The organism is Gilliamella bombicola (assembly GCF_900094945.1).
Classification (GTDB): domain Bacteria; phylum Pseudomonadota; class Gammaproteobacteria; order Enterobacterales; family Orbaceae; genus Gilliamella; species Gilliamella bombicola.
In genome coordinates this window covers 47,803-66,265 of record NZ_FMAQ01000011.1, presented here as the reverse complement: position 1 = coordinate 66,265, position 18,463 = coordinate 47,803, and the positions used below count along the sequence as shown (strand labels likewise).

Genomic DNA, 18,463 nt, shown 5'->3' with positions numbered 1-18,463 from the left:
ACTAGCGCATAATTAATCAACCGGTTATAATTTCACCGCTTTCAAAGCAAGGGAACGCTCATTAGTTGAGCGGAAAATTATAAAAAATGTAAATAAAACAAAAAATTACTTGACAGGATAATCGAAATGCGCTACCATGCATGGCATCTGGCATCTGGCATCTGGCCTGCCAAACCTATGCCCTAAATCTTTTTCAATATTATCGTAGTCTAAAACAGACTCAATCCTTATTATTATCATCAAAGTTATCGCGCTTGATGTCCTCGCTGAGATTATTGGCTAGATTGTTGCCAAATCCAAGGTACTTATCTTTCTTATCTAAATTATTTAAGTCGCCATTGGTCTTTGCATCGTTGTTGTTATTGTCGTATTCGCAAAAATCACAGGCGTTATCGACGCAAACCACAAAGGTAATTGAGGGTAGTGCGCCATATTTAACGCTTGATGGGGGACGAACTAAGGTAATTTCAGCGGATAGTTTATTGACTATTGAATTGCCTGATGGTAGTACTATCAGGCCATCAACCAATACTTCAAGTCCGACAAATCCGATAAGGTTAGTTAATGGAAGTACTTTTAATGATATACACATGTTGGTGCCGTTTGGGGCGAATACCGTGAATTTAAGTAACTTAATCACTCAAGGTAATTGGGGTGATGATGATGGAGATGGTCAGGGCGCTAATGGTGTAACAGCATCAGGGAATATATCAGTAAATTTTACTGATAGGGATGGTAATACTGTCAGTCGTAGCGATTCATTAAGTATATGTAGTGCCCCTTATAAAGTAACATTAAGTAATACAGATGGATATTTACAAACACAGTACGGAGTTCCGAATATAAGCAGTTTTAGTGGTCAAACAGTGACATATTATATCAATCCGGACAGTGTTGTTCGTGTTTGTTACGCAAGGCCGAATTTATATTTTGGTGGCACTGGTGCTATTATGTATGGTCTTAATGACGATTCTCACTTCGCCGGCCCATCTAACATATGGAGTTCTACAAAAGGTTTTGTAAATCAGTCAACAAGTTCATCATCTTATGACCGAAATTTTCCGACAACGGGTGCTGATGGGTTGTATTTTGATTTAGAGTTGCCTGTTGGGGTTGATGGAAGTCAGTTGACGTGGTCTTCTATTACTCGTAGTGGAATAACAGCAACGGTGAGTTGGATAAGGCCAAACCAATCCAACTATTACGACATTTGGATTAGAGATAAATCCCAGTATGTGACACGGGTAACGTTAAGAGGTCCTAGGGCGGATAGTACTCAAATACAATCAGATAATCCTAGTCCGCTTACTCCGTTGCCATCTTTGCCACAGACCTTTGAGTTGGTGGGTAGGGATAGTCGAGGTAATGAGGTGAGGTATGGATTTGTCTTACAGAAGTGGTTCGTCAATAGGGGTAATAACACGGGTAATCCGTCTGAACAAATGTCTTGGTGTAGTCGTTTGGGGTATCGTCTTGCTAAGGTCAAGGATTTAACTAATGCGGTTTGTTCTGGTTTGAATGTTGATCCAAATTATCCTTGTACTGGTGCTATCGGAGCCACGCCTAGTTCATCTGTTGATCGTTACAAGCGTCACATAGGTGCAGGTTTTTTTACGGAGTGGGGTGTCATGTATAACTATGCTGATGTGGGCTTCATCGACTACAACTACTGGACAAGCGACGTGTCAGGTAGCAATAGCTTCTATGTTTACTCGGTCAGCGGCTTCGTTGGAAGCAGCAGCCTATCCTTCAACTATTACGCTGTTTGCACCGTACCTTAGCTTTTATTTCTTAGTTCTTAAACCTTGGACCGTGGGGGTGGTTATGGTGCAAAGAGAGAGGACAATCTAGCAAAGAACAGCGCCCTACGTAGTTGGGGCGCCTTATTGGAGTTTTACGATGTTGTGGTTTAAATTGGTGCTCTATTTTAGCGCGGTAAGATTTCGGACATGATCACGGTAGCGATTTTGAATACTAAACTGCAAACGTCCGAAACTACTACACCTAATTCATTCTATGCACCAACCAAAAAAAGTTCTTATTTCTTACTAAAAATAAGTCAGAAAAGGTATTGATTTTATTGAAGTTTTTGTTTGGTGCTTTTTTAGTCAAAAAACACTACCCAAAACCATTCTACGAAGCACACCAACGTAAGCTGATTTAATCTTTAACAAAACTTTAAATTTTTTAACAAAAAACTAGCGTATTATTTTTCAACAGGTTATAATTTCATCGCTTTTAAAGCAAGGGAAAGCTCATTAGTTGAGCAGTCAATTATAAAAAATCGAAATAAAACAAAAATTTACTTGACAGGATAATCGAAATGCGCTATCATGTATGGCATCTGGCATCTGGCATCTGGCATGCCAAACCTACGCCCTAAATCTTTTTCATTTTCACCGTAGTCGAAATCAGACTCAATTCTCATTTTTATCATCGAGTTCATTATCGAGCTTGACATCATCGACAAAGTTGTCGTTGAGGCCGAGGTTCTTATTGAGGTCGTGCTTGGTATTTGCTCCATTGTTATTATTGTCTTATTCGCAAGGTTCTCAGGCGTTGTCGGCTTATACCTCAAAAGTGATTGAAGGTTCTGCTCCGTATTTAACATTTGATGGAGGTCGAACTAAGTTGGCCACTACTGACATGTTATTGGCTATTAGATTGCCTGATGGTCGAATCATCACATCGTCAACCAATACATCAAGTGTCACAAATCCAATAAAATTAATAAATGGAAGTAGGCTTAGTGATATAGGCATGATAATTCCACCATCAGTGACTTCAGTGAGTCTAGATGATTTAGTGCATCGCTATTATTTTTGGGATGATGATGATGGGGATGGTGTAGGAGCTGATGGTGTAACGGCAACGGGAAGCTTATCGGTGAGTTTTACTGATAAGAATGGAAATACAGTAAGCCGTAACGATATATTAGACATCTGTAGAGCGCCTTATAAAGTGAAATTAAGTAGCACAGGTGGTAGTTTAATTACACAATATGGTGTTCCTAATAGTAGTAATTTCGGGGGTAATTCGGTGGAGTATTATATCAATCCGAATTCAACTGCAGCTATGATTTGTTACGCAAGGCCAAATCTTGCTCAAAATTCAGGTGCTCCAGCAGATATATGGAATTCTGATAAAGGCTTTTTAGTTCAGTCAACAAATCCGTCATCTTATGGTCTTAATTTTCCTACTACAGGTTCAGATGGTTTGTATTTTGATTTAGATATAGGTGGTGTGGATGGAAGTCAGTTGAGGTGGTCTTCTGTTTCTCGCGGTGGAATAACGGCTACAGTGAATTGGACAAGGCCACGCTCTGATACATTCACAGACCCAACGGGAGTTAACAGACCATCTGATAGTTGGATTAGTGATAAATCCCAATATGTAACTCGGGTAACGCTAAATGGTCCTAGGGCAAATGATAGTCAGATAAATTCAAGTAGTTTTAGTTTAAGTGTGCCATCTTTACCGCAGACCTTTGAATTAGAGGGTAGGGATAGCAGTGGTAGAGTGGTTGTGAAATATGGATTTCAGTTGAAGCAGTGGTTCGTCAATAGACGGGATAAAAGAGATCTCCCATCTAACCAATCATCTTGGTGTAGTAGTAGTTCGGGTTATCGTCTTGCTAAGCTCAAGGACCTGACTAATGCCTATTGTAACGGTTGCCCAAGTGCCACACCGTCGTCACCTAGTAATAATTACCAACGACGAATAGGGGCCGGATTTTTTGCTGAGTGGGGAGCCATGTACGGTTACGCCGATGCAGGTTTTGCCAACTACTTTTACTGGACTCCTGACTTTGCCGCTGCCGGCCGATTGTTTGCTGCCAATGCGGACACCGGTACGGTCCTTTACGCTACTGCCGGCGGGCTTTATGCTGTTTGTACTACTCCTTAACTGTTAGCTGTTAATCCTAAGTTCGCGGTGGTGTTTATATGACTATAGTTGGCCAAGTTATCAAAGAGCCGCACCTCCGCGCAGTTGGGGCAAACTATTGCAAATGCGTTGTTGTGGTTTAAATTTGTGGTTTATTTTAATGTGGCAAGATTTCGGACGTGGTCAAGATAGTTGTTTTGAACACGAAACGGAAACGTCCGAAACTACTACACTTAATTTATTCTATGCACCAACCCAAAAAAGTCCTTATTTCTCGCCAAAAATTGGTCAGAAAAGGTATTGATTTTATTAAATTTTTATGTGTTGCTTTTTAAAGCAACACTCTTATATCCAGATTATTCCCCCTTTGAATTTTATTACTTTTACGCCGACTTTAAGTATATAATCAACAAAAACTCATCTATGGATTGTTTTATGGCTAATGTTTCTTCCTTTCGCCGAAGTCAAGGTGTTATCTTCGTCGCTTTTTTATTTACTACTTTTATTGTTGGCATTGCCGGTGCTTTACAATCCCCCACTTTAAGTCGGTTTTTGACTTTTGAAGTAAAGGCTGATCCCCGTTTAGTTGGGCTCTTTTTTTCAGTGAATGCATTAGCAAGTATCATTGGAAGTTTTTTATTGGCTAAATATTCAGACAAAAAAGGTGATAGGCGGAATATTGTTATATTTTGTTGTTTGATGGGGGTTGTTAATAGTGTGATATTTGCTTTTTCTAGGCACTATTATATTTTAATTACGCTTGGTGTTTTGTTTGCTGCTTTATCATCTGCCGCTATGCCACAAGTTTTTGCACTTGCCCGTGAATATGCGGTAAAAACGGGGCGTAATGTTGTAGCATTTAATTCGTTAATCCGAGCACAACTTTCTTTAGCATGGGTGATTGGTCCACCTCTTTCATTTGGTTTAGCTATCCACTATGGTTTTACCGTCATGTATCTAAGTGCGATGTCTATGTTTTTCGTTGCGATGTTGTTTGCAGCCTTTTTTTTACCTTCGGTTGAAAAAAATCCCATCTTACAACTTGATAATACGATTGATATAAAATCAGCTAACCAGCGACTATTTAAAAATAGGAATGTCGTTTATTTATTGCTTTCGACTGTATTTATGTGGACTGCTAATATGATGTATATCATCGATATGCCACTTTATGTGAATTCCGTATTACATTTATCAGATTCATTACCTGGGCAATTAATGGGATTAGCGGCAGGCATTGAAATTCCAGCTATGCTTATTGCCGGCTATTTAGTGCCTGTTTTGGGTAAGAGAAATTTGTTTTTTATCGCTATCATTTGTGGTTTGCTGTTTTATGTCGGTATGATTTTATTTACTGACGAATTTGCATTATTTGCTTTGCAACTTTTTAATGCCCTTTTTATTGGTGTTGTTGCAAACATTGGTATTATCTATTTTCAAGATCTATTACCAACAAGAATGGGCGTTGCCTCAACATTATTTAATAATGGTATTATTTGTAGCACTATTTTGGCGGGAATTATTCAGGGATTTGTTTCTGAATCTTATGGACATGAAATTATTTATTGGATTGCATTTGCCATGGTTGCCATTTCATTACTGTTTTGTGCTTTGGTTAAGGATAAGCATTAATGATGGGGATTGGCTAAATTGTCTTCCAAATGGTGGAAGACAATTTGGGGCTTTTTGATGTTTATTCAGATTCTGCAAAAGTATTGCATTGACTAATCGAGCCGTTATCGAATCCTTGTTTAAACCATGTATAACGCTGTTTTGATGATCCATGGGTAAAGCTATCGGGCATAACATAACCGCCACTTTGCTGTTGCAGTCGATCATCTCCAATGGCTTGCGCTGTTTTTAATGCTTGTTCTATATCGCCAACCTCAAGAATGTTCTTTTTTTGCATTGCGTTGCCCCACATACCTGCATAGCAATCTGCTTGTAATTCTAATTTTACCGATATTTGATTTTTGACGGTGTCTGATTGACCCTGCGTTAGTTGTGCAACTTGGTTAAATGTTCCAAGTAAATTCTGTACATGATGACCAATTTCGTGGGCGATGACATATCCTTGCGCAAAATCACCACCGCCACCAAGGCGTTGTTTCATCTCTTGATAAAAGGAGAGGTCTAAATATACTGTTTTATCTATATTACAATAAAACGGCCCCATAACAGCTTGGCCTGTGCCACACGATGTCTGGGTTGAGTGAGTATACAGCACTAATTTAGGTGGGACATAGGTTTTGCCTAAACGTTGAAATTGCTCGCTCCAGTAGTCTTCGGTGCTAGCTAATATGACCGAAGTGAATTTGGCTGCTTCGCGGTCATCTGCTGTATATTCTGAGGAGGTTTTCTGTGTGCTGTCTGAGGTGGTTAGGTCGGAACTGAGTAATCCAGTCAAATCAACACCGTAATAACCCGCTACTAAAACGACAATAAATAAAGCAATTTTGCCTTTACCTTTAATGGGAATTGCGGTCCCCATTCCACTGCTTGATTGTGAGCGGCGATCTTCAATATTGTCACTTTCTCTTTGGTCTTTCCAACGCATAAGAGGCACCTTGTCAGTTTTTATTTTGTTATTTTAATGGATAATGATGAAGGATACTAGGTTAAGTCAATGCTATCGCTGTAATATGGGAAAATAATGATGTGCCAAAATGATATAGGTAGGTAAAGAGTATGGTTCGGTTATTTTCTTGCTCTATTTTAGGTATATAATATTGGTAAATTCTACCGTATCTTCATTCTAATGTCAGGGGCTTGTTATGCCGTATCTATTACTTACGTTGGCTGCTTGTTTTTGGGGCGGGAACTATGTTGTTGGACGTGTTTTGGTGACACAAGCCGATCCCATGGTGATATCAGAAGGTCGTTGGGTTATCACTGCGGTGTTATTGTTGTGTTTGTATCACCATCAAGTGCGCAATGATTGGGTTAAGATTAAAAATTCAGTTGGGTCAATTTGTTTGTTGGCGATTTTTGGTCAGATTTTGTTCCCTTTAACTCTGTATGTGGGATTGCAATATACCTCGTCACTGAATGCGTCTATTTACCTTTCTGCAACGCCTGGCATGGTTTTGGTTATGAATAAATTGTTATTTAATGATTCAATTTCAAAAAATAATATCTTAGGTGTGTTGTTTAGTACGATGGGAGTTATTTACCTTATTTTGCAAGGGAATCTAACTAATTTAAATTCATTGAGTAATATTAACCAAGGAGATTTATGGGCAATGGCATCAGCAATGAGCTGGGCTTGTTATAGTGCCTTCTTACGTTTAAAAGATAAATCTATTGCCGGTAATGCTTTTGTAACAGTTAGTGCGGTACTAGGTTCTTTGATGTTACTACCTATTGCTTTAGTATATTTCTATTTTTATCCTGTTGAAAACCTAGCGCATTATACTGATGCTAGCTTTTTACTTGGGTTATTATATATTGCCATTTTTGCTTCTTGGCTGTCTTATCTATTTTGGAATAGAGGCATTGCTGAAATTGGCGCAAGTCGTGGGCAGATCTATACCCATATTATTCCTTTATCAGGTGGCATTTTTAGTATTTTATTTTTGCATACCGAAATCGCTAATTTTCATATTATCAGTACATTGTTTATTGTTATTGGTATTTATCTTTGTTCGAAAAAATCGACGCTTCTTAATTGCAGTGAGCAAAAGTAGCATTGGCTATTTAGTTGTTGAGTTTTACTAAAGTGGGATATTTTGTTATACTTGATAAACAATTTTCATGAAAAGGAATTGTTTCACAGCTATCAAGTCGCAATATGGCTAGCCGAAATCACTTACCCGTTTTTGCTTTTTATTGTCCTCTTTTTATTTTGTTTTATTTGATTTTGCATCAATTTTTATTAGTCCTTTAGTGTATTTTTCTGTGTAATATCGCTGATATTAGTTTTACATCACACAATTATATCATTGATGTTACCTCTTTATTCCTTTTCTTTATTTGAGTTTAAATAGGCGGTATGTTATGAAAAAAGCAATAAGATTTAAAAGGAAGCCATTAAATATTAATGATATTACCATCATTGATGATCATAAATTAAGAAAGGCAATTATCGCAGCAGCACTAGGAAACGCTATGGAGTGGTTTGATTTTGGCGTTTATGGATTTTTAGCTTATGTTTTGGGGCAAGTGTTTTTTCCTGATGCATCGCCAAGTATTCAGGTAGTAGCTGCTTTGGCAACTTTTTCGGTTCCATTTTTAGTTCGCCCATTAGGTGGTTTGGTGTTTGGGGTACTTGGTGATAAATTGGGACGTCAAAAAATTCTTTCTGTCACAATTATTATCATGTCATTAAGTACGTTTTGTATTGGGCTGATTCCTTCTTATGCAACTATTGGTATTTTTGCACCGCTTTTATTGTTACTCGCTAAATTGGCTCAAGGGTTTTCAATTGGTGGAGAATATTCAGGTGCGGCGATTTTTGTTGCAGAATACTCGCCAGACCGTAAGCGTGGTTTTATGGGGAGTTGGTTAGATTTTGGTTCAATTGCCGGATTTTTAGTTGGCGCCGGCTTAGTTGTGCTGTTATCAAGTATTCTTGGCGAAGTAAAATTCCAAGATTGGGGATGGCGAATTCCGTTTTTGTTTGCATTACCATTGGGTTTAATTGGCCTGTATTTACGTCATGCTCTAGATGAAACCCCCGCATTTCAGCAACACACCGATAAATTGGATAACAATGAGCGCACAAACATTGCTAATCCACCCCAAATGACCTTTAAAGAGATATTCACCAAATATTGGAAAAGTTTATTTGTTTGCGTCGGATTGGTGATTATTACCAATGTGACTTATTATATGTTACTTACTTATATGCCAAGCTATTTATCGCATAACTTACATTATCGGGCAGATCATGGTGTATTAATTATTATCGCCATTATGATTGGTATGTTATTTGTACAACCAATGATTGGTTTGATTAGTGATAAAATTGGGCGAAGACCTTTTATTGTTGTTGGTAGTTTTGGTTTACTTGTCCTTGCTTATCCTGCATTTATGATGATTAACAGCGATGTTATTGGACTTATTTTTATCGGATTATTGATTTTAGCTGTATTACTTAATTGTTTTACGGGTGTGATGGCTTCTATTTTACCAGCTATTTTCCCAACAAGTATTCGTTATAGTGCTTTAGCTATTTCCTTTAATATCTCTGTACTCATTGCTGGGGCAACGCCAACTGTCGCTGCGTGGTTGGTTGAGGCAAGTGGTGATTTGTATATGCCTGCTTATTACTTAATGGTGGTTGCAGTAGTTGGGTTAGTGACTGGCTTAAAAATGAATGAAACGGCGAATAAACCACTTCGAGGTGCAACACCAGCAGCATCGGATCGCTCAGAAGCCAAAGAAATTTTATCTGATCACTTTGATTCAATAGAGCAAAAAGTCGAAGATATAGAACAGCAAATCGATACTTTAAAAAAACAGCGACAGGATTTGGTTGATCAGCATCCTAAGTTAGATTGATTTTTTGATATCGATTGATTATGGACATTTTAATAATGTAGGATTTTATGATCACTGATATTATGCCCAAGCAAAGAGGGGAGATCATCCCCCCTCTTTTATCGTTACTCAACGTCTATTTTGAAAATTAGTTATCTAATGAAAGATGTAAAACTTGATATAAATTTTGATTGGCTTTAGTCGGTTTGTCTTTAAAAAAAGTAAATATAGCGTAAGCCCATTTGTCAGGATTATAAATTACTACTTGGCCTGTATAATATTGATATTTAGGAATTCTAAAATCAAAATTATTTAATTGTGATTGAGCAGGAATAATGAAATTTTCTTCTAACATGTATCTGTTTTGAGCAAAATTATCATTTAATTCAATTTTAGTCGTCATACCAATATTGATTAATAATGATGAGCATTGTCCACTGCGAGCTAAAACGTTAGATTGCAGTTATCCACCTGAAAAATTAATTACGGTGGACTCGTTAAGTCAATTATTAAATCTTGTCGAAAAAGGGCAAAGTATAGCACTTTTGCCAATCTTTTTAATAAAAGATAAGTTCAAAACTATCAACAATAATCGTGACTTTATCCAATTTTATTGCTATCAACATGCTTCGATTTAATCCCGATAATAATCACGTTATTTTCGCAATAATTTACTGTGATACTGGCGACGATATTCTGTTGGAGAGCGCTCCGTTTTGTTTCTAAAAACTCGACAAAAATAGTTACTATCTTTAAAACCTGATGCTAAAGCAACTTCTTTTACATTCAGATCGTAATCTTTCAATAATGATTTTGCATATTCTAAGCGAATATGGTTTAAATATTCGTTTAACCCTATTTTGCCTTCGCGTTGAAATAGATGCGATAAGTAATTGGGCGAAATGTAAAACATATTAGCTAAAAAGTCGCGTGTAATATTTTCACGAAAGTGGGTATCAATGTATTGGCGAATAGCTTCAAATAAGCTGGTGGTTTTGGATGATGTTTCGATCTCAACATTAAGTAAATCTAGTGTATTGCTGAGCAAGCTTTGAATCAGAAAGTATGCTGTTTGGTTTTGCTCCAGTGGTTGATTTTGCCAATTTAGTTCTGTAAGCGCTTGAATGATAAATGTTCCCACTCTTGGACCCCGCCTAGGTTTGTTTACTTGTCCATGGGGGATAAATTGAGTGCCATCCCAGTGCAATAAGCTCATTCCAATTTGTTGTTTTCCAAACAAAATACTTAATGATGTAACAGGGGTTGTCCAAATGGGTTTGTTCCAGCTTTGAGCAGAAATATATAACAGATCATTAGTCAATAAAGTTTTTTCAATGGTTTTACCATCTTTATCCGCCCATAACATTTGTTGCTTTCCTTCTAATATGATTTCAATTCTGGGAAAGTTGACTTGGTAGGCCAACAAAGGGGGATTAGCGCTGTTGTTGGCAAAATAGATGTGGTTAATAGTCTGTTGATGATTCACTAGCTTGGCTAATGCGTTATTGATAGATTCGGTCATAAAATTGTATCGACGATAAGTTAAGTAATGTGCAATTTTTTAGATTTTAGATGAATATAAAAAATGAAAATTAGTTTAAATTGCTATTTTATTTAATAAGTTACTTTTAGTTTTTGATTATGTGATCTAAATCTCATTTTTTTGTTTAGCGTACAAAAATCCAGTAAAAGGCAAGATCGTCTTCTAGGCCATTATGTTATTTTTTTTTACTATATTGGCTATGAAAATGGTGTTATACGTTAATTGATGATGATTCATACGAGTTAGGAGTTAACTATGGAATTGTATTTAGATACAGCCGATATTGCTGCTATTAAACGTTTAGCTAAGGTGTTGCCGATTAGTGGGGTTACCACTAATCCAAGTATTGTGGCAAAGTCAGGTAAGCCTATTTTTCCGTTATTAGTTCAATTACAAGAGGTTTTAGGTCCAGATAAACTACTTTTTGCACAAGTGCTTTCAAGTGATGCTGATGAGATGATAAAAGAAGCTTATCAACTTAGAAAGGCGGTACCTTCAATTGTGACTAAGATTCCTGTTAATGCCCAAGGATTGATTGCAATTAAAGAGTTAACTCAACAAGGTATTCCAACGTTGGGGACAGCAGTTTATGGGGCAGGGCAAGGTTTTTTAGGTGCGCTTGCTGGCGCTAAATATATTGCACCTTATGTCAATCGTATTGATGCTCAAGGTGGAAATAGTAAAGATACTGTGCTCGAATTGCAAAAATTATTAGATTTGCATTGTCCACAATCTATGGTGTTGGCCGCTAGTTTTAAAACACCAAGACAAGCATTAGATTGCATGCTAGCAGGATGTAAGGCAATTACGTTGCCTGTTGATGTTGCTGAGCTTTTTATTTCAGATCCTGCGGTTGATGCAGCCATTGCTAAGTTTGATCAAGATTGGCGTAGTACCTTTGGATCGTTAACTTTTTAAATTTCATTGTCAATTTGATCTTGTTTGAAGCTTGTTTCATCAATTTTAGGTGAAACAAGTTTATCTGTTTTTTCAATTGTAAAAATAGCATTACTCTAACATTTTTTATTGTATGATGCACTTAACTACAATAAATATAAGGACTGATACGATGGATAAAAAAGAACAAAAAATTAAAATAGATAAAAAAGTTATTGTTAATGCATTATTAACAGTATTGAGTATTGAAAAAATATCACCGAGTTTTATTCGTGTCCAGTTTAGTAGCAATAAACCTATTAATGTCAATCCACTATGGATTTGTCCTTATTTAAAATTACTTTTTCCCGATCCTTTAACTGGCGAAATTATATTTCCTAAGCTTGATAATAATAATAAAATCGTGATCGGTGATAAAGTACGTCAGCTTGTGCGTAGTTATAGTGTGCGGGAATTTGATCGTATCACCAATCAGTTTTTTGTCGATTTTGCCATTCATGACTCGGGTTTGGCTTCTGTTTGGTCGCAAAATGCTAAAATTGGTGACCAAATTGGTTTGATTGGCGCTGCAAGTAAATTACAGTTTACTGATGATTGTTTAGTTTTAGTTGGTGATATTTCTTCTGTGCCAGCTATTTGTTACACACTTGAACATCTTCCTAAAAAACAAAAAGCGTTTGCCTTTATTCAAGTTAATGACAAAAATGATATCGTGCCATTGGTTGATGGCGAAAATATTGAAGTTAACTGGTTTGTGCAAGATGAAAGTAATCCCCATCAATTAGTTGATGGTGTAATGAGTGCGGATTTATCAGAACACGATAAACTGTTGTTTTGGGGAGGCATGGAATGTTCGTTGGCGCGGCTTGTTCGCCAGGCGGTTAAGGAAAAATATAGCCATTTGTCACCAGATGCTTTTCATATTACCAGCTATTGGCGCGAAGGTTTTGCCGAGGGCGAATTTAAGCATCGCGAATAATAAGTGTTGCTATTTTTATGAATATTTTGGCACATTTGCATTTGGCTACATTAGCGAGCAGTTCGTTAATTGGTAATACCGTGGCAGATTTTGTTAAAGGTGATCCTTATTTAACTTATGACTGCGATATTGCCGATGGCATTATGCTGCATCGTAAAATTGATAGTTTGACCGATAGCCTATTTGAAGTTAAGCAAGCTAAGTTATTGTTTAGAAAATCACATCAGCGCGTAGCTCCAATTGCGTTAGATATTGTTTGGGATCACTTTTTGTCAAAACATTGGGTTAATTATGGGTTACTTCCAAGTGTGGCTCAATTTAATCAAGTAACAAAAGTACATATCCAACCTTATATTAGCGCGTATCCTGCCGATTATCAGAATTTTATGAATGCAATGTGGCAAGGATCGTGGCTAGAAAATTATGCTTCTATTGATTTTGTTGGTGATGTACTTGGTGGCATGGCAAATCGACGACCAAAATTGTATTTGTTAAGAGAAACCATTGTTGATATTAAGCAATACTATGCGCAACTTGAGTCGTTGTTTTTTGTGTTATACCCCAAAATTTGTTTAGCGGTAAAAGATGGCATTGGCTAAAGTTGTTTTGGGGTATTGGTCGTTAATTTGGCAATATTAATTTGCCATCATTTTTTTGAATGATATCATTGCGACTTGGGGATTGCATTATTGGTTTTAAATTTTTGTCGGTTATTTGTGGCGCATAACCGCTTTTGCCCCCACGGGGTTTTGTATGTACCACTTGACTTACAGGTAGGGTCGCTTCGTTAGTTAAATTAGCCCATAACCATTCGATAGCATCTTCACCATAATAATCAATTGGTAGTAATGTGTTGTCAAATGGTGCTACGCCATCTAAGTAGCTTGCGTTTTCAACTTCGATATATCTTAGTTGTGATTGTTGGCCTTCAACCAAACTATTTAACGCGACATAAGGGCGCGATGTGTAGTCGGGTAGTTGTTTAACATTATTACGACCATGCACAATAAAGGTTTTTATGCCGTGCAAATTACCCGATGCCATAACTTGTTTTATGCCTTGATTAACGCGGGGCTCTTGTGACTTTTTATAGACGCAAATTGAACCTTTAGTGCCATAGTCAACCGTGTCTTTTGTTTGTGAACTAGAGTAAAATTCGCGTCTTGGAGTATTAAGATCTTCGTTTTCCACTAGATCCAAAATCGTTGCATTATCCCCATTCCACAGCGGTAAATGCCCATTTGCCATTCCCCATACTTGTTCAAATGAAACTTCTTCTAATGGCGCCACTTTGCCACTGTAGTATATTGGGTTTTGCTGAGTACTTGCTACTGAAAAACCACACATGTTTTCGGTGACATCGTATTTGCCATAAGCACTAATATATTGATAAGGTAGGCCAATTGATTCGGTATAGTAGAAGTATGGTAGCTGAATATCCATGTCTGGTGTCCAGCCATTTTTGTGGAGTTTTTCTAGCGCTTCTTCAGGAGTACCTTTGGTTAGCAATTTTGCTTTTTTTAGCGCATTACAGCGCTCTTGAGAATAAAGAAAATAATCTGCATAAGGCACATAAGAATCATCTTTATAGGGTTTTATTGCTGGAATCGCACAAGGTATATATAATGCACCATAAGCACTATAATTTGCAATCGATTTGGCTGCTAGTTTTTGTTGTGGCGTGTTGCCTATTTTTAGTGTAATCTGAGATTTATCTATATTTGGTTGAATTTGTGGATTGACTGCCACAATACCATCAATTATATTTTGGGTATCTAATTCGCCTGCTTTTAGTGCTGCTCCGCCACCATCGCTTGCACCGTACACTAAGACAAGAGTGTTATCTTTGTTGTATATTGTTTTCTGATTGGGTGAAAACATACTGTTGAGTTCATAAAAGGCAAATTCAATGGATTTTAGTACATGTTCTCCCCAACGAGCTTCGGCATTTTGTTTTGAGTGTAGTTGTTTGATGGCATAACGGTGGGGATATTTTTTGATGTATTTCTCTCTATTGTTAATTGATGTAGAAAATAAGATATTACTGTCTTTTACATCGCCCCATACAGTAAAGCCAACTTTGTGTTCAATGTCATAAATGCCATTACCTAAACCTTTGTCGTTATATACTACTGCGCAGTTGTGGCGAAGTCCCCATAATCCGCGAATTTGTACATCTTTAGCATTTAATATTCCGTCTGAATCGCTAGCCGGAACGACAATAATGCAGGGGTTATTTTTATTAAAATCAATCGGAATTTGCAACAACATGCCGACACCGTCTTCTCGTTGTACGGCAGTTATTTCAGTACCTGTAACTTTACCATCAAATAAAGGAGTTAATTCTTGCTTTCTAAAGCCAAATAATGTTCCTTCGCCATTTTTTGTATCAATATAACGATTGAGTTTGGCTTGTCGTCGTTCTTGAAAGTGTGGTTTGGTTGGAATGGCAACTTCTGGTGTCACAATAGTTGTGGATAATGGCGTAAAACCAAGCCCTGCGGTGACAAGGTCATTTTCATCACCGTCATAATAAGCCAAGGTACTACGAACTAGCCACTTTGGTTTTGTGATAGCACTACCAATTTGAGGGTTGTTATTGTTGTTTACATTGGTATTGGTTTCTGGTGTTGGAGATAAAATTGTGGTTGTGTTCTCACTTTTATTGGTGTTTGAACTAGTATTTGCTTTATTACTAGCATTTTTATTTTTGTTTGCATTGGTACTTTTTTTAGAAGTACTTGCTTTTGTGCTTTTGTCAGTTTCAGGCGCTTTTGTTGGATTGTTTTGCGCGGCCAATGGCATAGCGAAAGCGGAAAGAAGTATTAATGAGGCTAATGTTTTTATTGTTATCTGTTTCATTTTTAATTCCATCATAATTACGTCCAGCTATAGTTAACTGGTTGGGTAATACATTTATTATTATAGTTTTATGTCTTTTAAGGCGTGATTATACACTATATTTTTGTTATTCGTTATTGGGTAAATTTAGATTGCTAATTTCCCAAAAAGCGGCGATGATTTTTTCTGATAATCGTTTTTTTTGTACACAAATGCCGACATCGAACGGTTCCATTAAGTTGGTTGACCATTCGGTTATACGATCTTTTATCCGTTCAGGGCTGTTGTCCATTACGACTTTGGGCAATAAGGCTACGCCACAGCCTAAAGCAACCATTGATACAATGGCTTCGTGTCCGGCAACTGTTGCGTAGATTTTTGGGTTGGTGATTTTTCTTTGCTTGAACCATAAATCAATGCGGTGACGGCTTGGTCCATGTTCTGGCAATATAAAGGGGATATTATGCCAGTCTGGTTGTTTTTGATGTAATTTGTCGCTAAATGAGCTGTTAAGTTTAGGGATCAACAAGACCATTTCAATTTCACCAAATTTTAAAAATTCAATGCCGTTCGGGAGTTGTTTTGGTTTTCCGGCAATGGCTAAATCGGCTGCATTTGATTGTATCTTTTCAACTGCATCTGCAGCATCTCCCGTGGATAGCTTTATTTCCACAAGTGGGTAGTGGATCCTAAAGCGATCAAGTATTTCAGGTAGGTGGCTATAGGCGGCAGTGACCGAGCAAAAAAGGGTCAATTCGCCAACAAGTTGTTGGTTCGATTGATCTAACTCGTGCTTTAGTTGTTGGTGCAGGTTTATGACCTGTTGAGCAAAGTGTTTGACTTTTTCGCCGACTTGAGTGATTTGTACTTGCCTATTGTCGCGAATAAATAGTGGGTGTCCAAAGTGCTCTTCAAGCCGTTGGATCTGTCTTGATAAGGTCGATGGGCTAACATGCATGGCATTCGCGGTTATGCCAAAGTGGCAGGTTTCGCATAAATGTAAATACAGTTTTAAATCACGAATGTTCATAGTTATGGTTAGTTCCGGTTATTGCGCTAAAATGCAGGATCAGTAGGTTTTTTATTAAGAAGCCGTAAATCATGCATTACTGATTAGTGGAAATATTATGCATAGATAATCAAATAAGGTAAATAGTATTATGATGTAACATCAATGGCAAAATAGGCGGATACCTGCTAAAATGAGCGATTATTTTTTGTAGGTTAAAATAGTTTATTTTATGACAGAACAAGCTTATTTAGATGAAGTTAATGCGCGTCGTACTTTTGCGATTATTTCTCACCCTGATGCCGGTAAAACCACCATTACCGAAAAGGTACTTTTATTTGGTCATGCAATCCAAACAGCCGGTACGGTTAAAGGCCGTGGCGCGAATGCTCAGCACGCTAAGTCAGACTGGATGGAAATGGAAAAGCAGCGTGGTATTTCTATTACGACATCTGTGATGCAGTTTCCTTATAATGATTGCTTAGTTAATTTATTAGACACCCCAGGGCACGAGGATTTTTCTGAAGATACTTACCGTACGTTAACAGCGGTTGATAGTTGTTTGATGGTGATTGATGCGGCAAAAGGGGTTGAAGATCGTACCCGTAAATTAATGGAAGTCACGCGTTTGCGTAATACACCAATTTTAACGTTCATGAATAAGCTAGATCGTGATATTCGCGATCCGATGGAATTGCTTGATGAAGTTGAAAACGAGCTAAATATAATGTGCGCACCAATTACTTGGCCGATTGGTTGTGGCAAGTTATTTAAAGGTGTCTATCATTTAGCGAAAGACGAAACATACCTTTACCAATCAGGTCAAGGTCATACCATACAAGAGGTCCGAATTATTAAAGGGTTAACTAATCCTGATTTGGATGTAGCTGTTGGTGATGATTTAGCACAGCAACTGCGCGAAGAGCTTGAATTAGTGCAAGGAGCTTCCAATGAATTTGATCTAGATGCTTTCTTGTCGGGTGATTTAACGCCAGTCTTTTTTGGTACAGCACTGGGTAATTTTGGCGTTGATCATATGCTTGATGGTTTAACTGCTTGGGCACCAACACCACAGCCACGGCAGAGTGATAAACGCGAAGTTGAATCATCAGAAGAAAAATTTAGTGGTTTTGTTTTTAAAATTCAAGCAAATATGGATCCTAAACATCGTGACCGTGTGGCATTTATGCGCATTGTATCGGGTAAATATGAAAAAGGCATGAAATTGCGTCATGTTCGTTTGGCTAAAGATATTAATATCTCAGATGCATTGACATTTATGGCCGGCGATCGTGAACATGTTGAGGAAGCCTATGCTGGCGATATTATTGGTTTACATAATCACGGGACCATTCAAATTGGTGATACGTTTACTCAAGGCGAAGATTTGAAATTTGCTGGTATTCCTAACTTTGCGCCAGAACTATTTCGCCGAATTCGTCTTAAAGATCCACTTAAACAAAAACAGTTACTAAAAGGATTAGTGCAATTGTCTGAAGAGGGCGCCGTTCAGGTGTTTCGTCCATTAACCAATAATGACTTAATTGTGGGTGCTGTTGGGGTGCTGCAATTTGATGTGGTTGTTGCGCGTTTAAAATCGGAATATAACGTTGAAGCCATTTATGAGTCTGTTAATGTGACAACCGCTCGTTGGGTTGAATGTTCTGATGTGAAAAAATTAGAAGAGTTTAAGCGCAAATGCGAGCAGAACTTGGCTTTGGATGGGGGAGATAATCTTTCTTATATTGCGCCAAGTATGGTTAATTTGAATTTGACCGAAGAACGATATCCTGATGTTGAATTTAGAAAAACTCGGGAACATTAATTG

15 protein-coding genes are annotated in these 18,463 nt (G+C 37.5%); 10 read left to right on the top strand and 5 right to left on the bottom strand.

The window, feature by feature from the left end:
* The first annotated feature begins 140 nt into the window (after window positions 1–140).
* The 3 genes from GA0061081_RS08830 to GA0061081_RS08815 all read left to right on the top strand — a co-directional run bounded on the left by GA0061081_RS08830 (window position 141) and on the right by GA0061081_RS08815 (window position 5,517).
* Window positions 141–1,781, top strand: coding sequence for a hypothetical protein (locus GA0061081_RS08830; protein ID WP_141683358.1), 1,641 nt, complete (start codon window positions 141–143; stop codon window positions 1,779–1,781).
* A gap of 556 nt (window positions 1,782–2,337) precedes the next feature.
* The gene (locus GA0061081_RS08825) at window positions 2,338–3,906 is read left to right on the top strand and encodes a hypothetical protein (protein WP_141683357.1); all 1,569 of its coding nucleotides are present in this window, start codon (window positions 2,338–2,340) and stop codon (window positions 3,904–3,906) included.
* Window positions 3,907–4,320: 414 nt separating this feature from the next.
* A complete protein-coding gene (locus GA0061081_RS08815; RefSeq protein WP_091349976.1) occupies window positions 4,321–5,517 on the top strand; it encodes an MFS transporter in 1,197 nt (398 codons plus the stop codon).
* 61 nt (window positions 5,518–5,578) lie between these two features.
* On the opposite strand, the gene ypfJ is transcribed toward GA0061081_RS08815, so the two are convergent.
* A complete protein-coding gene (gene ypfJ / locus GA0061081_RS08810) occupies window positions 5,579–6,442 on the bottom strand; it encodes a KPN_02809 family neutral zinc metallopeptidase (RefSeq protein WP_091349953.1) in 864 nt (287 codons plus the stop codon).
* A gap of 217 nt (window positions 6,443–6,659) precedes the next feature.
* On the opposite strand from ypfJ, the gene GA0061081_RS08805 reads away from it, so the two are divergent.
* Both GA0061081_RS08805 and proP read left to right on the top strand, forming a co-directional pair.
* Window positions 6,660–7,571, top strand: a complete 912-nt coding sequence (locus GA0061081_RS08805) for a DMT family transporter (RefSeq protein ID WP_091349950.1) — start codon at window positions 6,660–6,662, stop codon at window positions 7,569–7,571.
* A gap of 310 nt (window positions 7,572–7,881) precedes the next feature.
* A complete protein-coding gene (gene proP / locus GA0061081_RS08800; protein WP_091349938.1) occupies window positions 7,882–9,387 on the top strand; it encodes a glycine betaine/L-proline transporter ProP in 1,506 nt (501 codons plus the stop codon).
* Between the two features lie 127 nt (window positions 9,388–9,514).
* Here proP and GA0061081_RS08795 read toward each other — a convergent pair whose 3' ends face one another.
* Window positions 9,515–9,769, bottom strand: a complete 255-nt coding sequence (locus tag GA0061081_RS08795) for a DUF4865 family protein (protein ID WP_091349935.1) — start codon at window positions 9,767–9,769, stop codon at window positions 9,515–9,517.
* 7 nt (window positions 9,770–9,776) lie between these two features.
* On the opposite strand from GA0061081_RS08795, the gene GA0061081_RS11010 reads away from it, so the two are divergent.
* Complete coding sequence (locus GA0061081_RS11010) at window positions 9,777–10,004, top strand: hypothetical protein (RefSeq protein WP_141683356.1); 228 nt, start codon at window positions 9,777–9,779, stop codon at window positions 10,002–10,004.
* Between the two features lie 17 nt (window positions 10,005–10,021).
* Here the strand turns inward: GA0061081_RS11010 and GA0061081_RS08790 are convergent, their stop codons facing one another.
* The gene (locus GA0061081_RS08790) at window positions 10,022–10,888 is read right to left on the bottom strand and encodes a helix-turn-helix transcriptional regulator (protein WP_091349934.1); all 867 of its coding nucleotides are present in this window, start codon (window positions 10,886–10,888) and stop codon (window positions 10,022–10,024) included.
* A 276-nt stretch (window positions 10,889–11,164) separates the two neighbouring features.
* Here GA0061081_RS08790 and fsa point away from each other — a divergent pair, with 276 nt between their 5' ends.
* From fsa to GA0061081_RS08775, 3 genes are all read left to right on the top strand, one after another.
* Window positions 11,165–11,827 carry a fructose-6-phosphate aldolase gene (gene fsa / locus GA0061081_RS08785; RefSeq protein WP_091349931.1) on the top strand — a complete coding sequence of 221 codons (663 nt, stop codon included), beginning with the start codon at window positions 11,165–11,167 and terminating at the stop codon, window positions 11,825–11,827.
* A 151-nt stretch (window positions 11,828–11,978) separates the two neighbouring features.
* Window positions 11,979–12,785, top strand: coding sequence for a siderophore-interacting protein (locus GA0061081_RS08780; RefSeq protein ID WP_167349340.1), 807 nt, complete (start codon window positions 11,979–11,981; stop codon window positions 12,783–12,785).
* Between the two features lie 17 nt (window positions 12,786–12,802).
* Window positions 12,803–13,384, top strand: coding sequence for an acyl carrier protein phosphodiesterase (locus tag GA0061081_RS08775; protein ID WP_091349927.1), 582 nt, complete (start codon window positions 12,803–12,805; stop codon window positions 13,382–13,384).
* A 22-nt stretch (window positions 13,385–13,406) separates the two neighbouring features.
* On the opposite strand, the gene GA0061081_RS08770 is transcribed toward GA0061081_RS08775, so the two are convergent.
* Entirely contained in the window at window positions 13,407–15,647 is a 2,241-nt protein-coding gene (locus tag GA0061081_RS08770; RefSeq protein WP_167349339.1) for a 3-hydroxybutyrate oligomer hydrolase family protein, read from the bottom strand.
* 106 nt (window positions 15,648–15,753) lie between these two features.
* Entirely contained in the window at window positions 15,754–16,656 is a 903-nt protein-coding gene (gene ilvY / locus GA0061081_RS08765) for an HTH-type transcriptional activator IlvY (protein WP_091349921.1), read from the bottom strand.
* A gap of 211 nt (window positions 16,657–16,867) precedes the next feature.
* Here ilvY and prfC point away from each other — a divergent pair, with 211 nt between their 5' ends.
* The gene (prfC, locus tag GA0061081_RS08760) at window positions 16,868–18,460 is read left to right on the top strand and encodes a peptide chain release factor 3 (RefSeq protein WP_091349918.1); all 1,593 of its coding nucleotides are present in this window, start codon (window positions 16,868–16,870) and stop codon (window positions 18,458–18,460) included.
* The last annotated feature ends 3 nt before the right edge of the window (window positions 18,461–18,463 follow it).

Bases quoted from the DNA above. Each gene is read 5' to 3' on its own strand.
- ypfJ (WP_091349953.1), bottom strand. From the start codon at position 6,442: ATGCGTTGGAAAGACCAAAGAGAAAGTGACAATATTGAAGATCGCCGC.
- GA0061081_RS08775 (WP_091349927.1), top strand. From the start codon at position 12,803: ATGAATATTTTGGCACATTTGCATTTGGCTACATTAGCGAGCAGTTCG.
- GA0061081_RS08815 (WP_091349976.1), top strand. From the start codon at position 4,321: ATGGCTAATGTTTCTTCCTTTCGCCGAAGTCAAGGTGTTATCTTCGTC.
- prfC (WP_091349918.1), top strand. From the start codon at position 16,868: ATGACAGAACAAGCTTATTTAGATGAAGTTAATGCGCGTCGTACTTTT.
- fsa (WP_091349931.1), top strand. From the start codon at position 11,165: ATGGAATTGTATTTAGATACAGCCGATATTGCTGCTATTAAACGTTTA.
- GA0061081_RS08825 (WP_141683357.1), top strand. From the start codon at position 2,338: ATGGCATCTGGCATCTGGCATCTGGCATGCCAAACCTACGCCCTAAAT.
- GA0061081_RS08770 (WP_167349339.1), bottom strand. From the start codon at position 15,647: ATGAAACAGATAACAATAAAAACATTAGCCTCATTAATACTTCTTTCC.
- GA0061081_RS08780 (WP_167349340.1), top strand. From the start codon at position 11,979: ATGGATAAAAAAGAACAAAAAATTAAAATAGATAAAAAAGTTATTGTT.
- GA0061081_RS08830 (WP_141683358.1), top strand. From the start codon at position 141: ATGGCATCTGGCATCTGGCATCTGGCCTGCCAAACCTATGCCCTAAAT.
- GA0061081_RS08805 (WP_091349950.1), top strand. From the start codon at position 6,660: ATGCCGTATCTATTACTTACGTTGGCTGCTTGTTTTTGGGGCGGGAAC.
- GA0061081_RS08790 (WP_091349934.1), bottom strand. From the start codon at position 10,888: ATGACCGAATCTATCAATAACGCATTAGCCAAGCTAGTGAATCATCAA.
- proP (WP_091349938.1), top strand. From the start codon at position 7,882: ATGAAAAAAGCAATAAGATTTAAAAGGAAGCCATTAAATATTAATGAT.
- ilvY (WP_091349921.1), bottom strand. From the start codon at position 16,656: ATGAACATTCGTGATTTAAAACTGTATTTACATTTATGCGAAACCTGC.
- GA0061081_RS08795 (WP_091349935.1), bottom strand. From the start codon at position 9,769: ATGACGACTAAAATTGAATTAAATGATAATTTTGCTCAAAACAGATAC.